The sequence below is a fragment of the Actinomycetota bacterium genome, assembly GCA_036280995.1.
Lineage (GTDB): Bacteria > Actinomycetota > CALGFH01 > CALGFH01 > CALGFH01 > CALGFH01.
In genome coordinates, this window is record DASUPQ010000699.1 from 1 (window position 1) to 2,409 (window position 2,409).

The window sequence follows — 2,409 nt, forward strand, 5'->3', positions numbered from 1 at the left end:
GGAGCGCGGGTAGCTTGGCGGCAGACAACAGGAAGCCGCCGCCTCGTCAGAAGCGGCGACGCCCTGCTTGCTGGCCTTTCGGAAGCTGGTTGGCCCAGGAGTTTGGTTGGCTCAGGTGTCGGACATGGTTGGCACCTTCACCTCCGCTGGCCTGGTGCGGATGACGACCATGGACACCACCAGGGCGAGGAGCGCGAAGACGGCCGCGAGCTGGAAGGCGGTCGAGATGCCGTGGGCCAGCACCTGGTGGGCGTATTGCGCCGGAAGTTGACCGGTCTGCTGGAACTGGGCCTGGAGCTCGGAGGAGGCGTTGGCCAGGAACTGTCCGACCTGAGTGGTGGCCTCGTTGCGGCTGGCGGTACCGAACACGGTAACCAGGATGGACAGGCCGAGGGAACCGCCGACCTGCTGGGTGACATTGAGCAGGCTGGACGCGGCCCCCACTTCATGGGGGGCCACCCCGGAGACCGCGATGATGGTCAGGGGCACGAACAGCAGGCCCATGCCCAGGCCGAACAGCAGCATGGGGCCGAGGATGCCGTCGACGTAGCTGCTGGTGACCGAGACCTGGGCGAGCCAGGCGAGCCCGGCGACGGCCAGCAGGGCGCCGCCGGTCATGAGGCGCCTGGGCCCGATCCGGGGCAGCGACCGGGCGGCGAACTGTGAGGTCAGCACGATCGCGGCGGTGATGGGGAGAAACGCGAGGCCGGCCCGCAGGGGGCTGTAGCCGAGGACGTCCTGGACGAACAGGGTGAGGAAGAAGAACTGGCCGAACATGGCCGCGGCCAGGGCCAGCATGATGGCGTAGCTGCCGGCCCGGTTGCGCTCGCGGAACATGTGCAGCGGGGTGATGGGCTGGCGGGTCCTGGTCTCGATCGAGAAGAACACGGCCAGCAGGACGGCCGCGGCGGCGAAGGAGCCGATCGTCCCAAGGTCACTCCAGCCCTCCTGGGCCGCGCGGATGAACCCATAGACCAGCGCCGTCATCCCTGCCGTGGAGGTGAGCGCACCGCCGAGGTCGAACCTGCCTGGCTGCCGCTCGGACTCGGCGATGAATAGCGGGGCGAGAACGGCGAGCAGGAGGCCGATGGGCACGTTGACGAACAGCACCCACCGCCATGACAGCCAGGAGGTGAGCATGCCGCCGGCGATCAGGCCGATGGCCCCACCGGACACGGCCACGGCCGAGAACACCCCGAACGCCCGGTTGCGCTCGGTGCCTTCGGCGAAGTTGGTGGTGATCAGCGAGAGCGCGGTCGGCGCGGCGATGGCGGCCCCGACTCCCTGTAGAGCACGCGCCGCCAGCAGCCAGCCGGATGAGGTGGCCAGGCCTCCCAGGAACGAGGCCAGGGTGAATACCAGGATGCCGGCGACGAACATGCGGCGGCGGCCGAGGATGTCGCCGGCCCGGCCGCCCAACAGCAGCAGCCCGCCGAAGGTGAGGGTGTAGGCGTTGAGCACCCAGGACAGGCTGGTGGTGGAGAACCCCAGGGCCTGCTGCATCTGCGGCAGGGCGATGTTCACGATGGTCGCGTCCAGCACCACCATGAGCTGGGAGGCGGCGATGATGGTGAGGGCGAGCGCGGGGTGATGGCCGCGTCGTGCCGCCCCCGGCGGTCGCGGCCTGGCAGACTCGAGGACCGTCATTGGCTGTCGTCCCTTCCGCTAGTGTACGATCACGTTCACAATGCGTGCGACGGTACGCCGCCCTCATTGGGAACGCAAGCGTTCACTAAGATTCTTAGGATTCTCTTGGGAGGTCGGGCCCATGGCCGCTCCGGCGGACCCCACGACGGCTCCGTCCTGTGCGCCGCCGCACGGCCGGACCCGGCGCCGCGGCCAGACCCTCGAGCACGCGATCTTCGACGCCGTGCTCGACCAGCTCCAGGCGGTCGGCTACGTCGGCCTGACCATGGAGGGAGTCGCCGCCCGCGCACGCACCGGCAAGGCAGCGCTGTACCGCCGCTGGCCGCGCAAAGAGGACCTGGTCGTCGACGCCCTCGAGCACGCCCTGCCGTCACCGACCGACCTACCCGACCACGGCGACATACGCGACGACCTCCTCGACCTGCTCCGTCGCCTGACGGCCATGCTCAACTCCCCGGCCGGCTGCGCCCTCCAGTGCCTGATGTCAGAGACCGAGCGGGACGAGTCGTTCGCCCGCCTGCTGCACGAGCGCGTCAAGGAACCACGCAAGCGCATGTTCCTCGACCTGCTGACGCGCGGCGCCGCCCGCGGGCAGGTGCGACCCACCTCCGCGACCCAGCTCGTCGCCGAGGTCGGCCCGGCCCTGCTGATGCAGCGGTTCTCCGCGGAGGGCCCGCCGGTGCCCGACGCCTACGTGGTGTCGGTGCTCGACGACATCGTCATGCCGCTGCTGCGGGTCCCGGCCCCCGCTCGTTAGAGCAC

General features: G+C 69.9%; 2 protein-coding genes. One reads left to right on the plus strand and one right to left on the minus strand.

Annotated elements, in window-relative coordinates:
* Nucleotides 1-111: 111 nt before the first annotated feature.
* Nucleotides 112-1,647 carry an MFS transporter gene (locus VF468_23615; GenBank protein HEX5881278.1) on the minus strand — a complete coding sequence of 512 codons (1,536 nt, stop codon included), beginning with the start codon at nt 1,645-1,647 and terminating at the stop codon, nt 112-114.
* A gap of 121 nt (nt 1,648-1,768) precedes the next feature.
* On the opposite strand from VF468_23615, the gene VF468_23620 reads away from it, so the two are divergent.
* On the plus strand, nt 1,769-2,404 hold the full coding sequence (locus tag VF468_23620) for a TetR/AcrR family transcriptional regulator (protein ID HEX5881279.1): 636 nt from the start codon (nt 1,769-1,771) through the stop codon (nt 2,402-2,404).
* Nucleotides 2,405-2,409: the final 5 nt, after the last annotated feature.

What these genes read in the sequence shown, in the direction of transcription:
- VF468_23620 (HEX5881279.1), top strand. Translation starts at nt 1,769, where the DNA reads ATGGCCGCTCCGGCGGACCCCACGACGGCTCCGTCCTGTGCGCCGCCG.
- VF468_23615 (HEX5881278.1), bottom strand. Translation starts at nt 1,647, where the DNA reads ATGACGGTCCTCGAGTCTGCCAGGCCGCGACCGCCGGGGGCGGCACGA.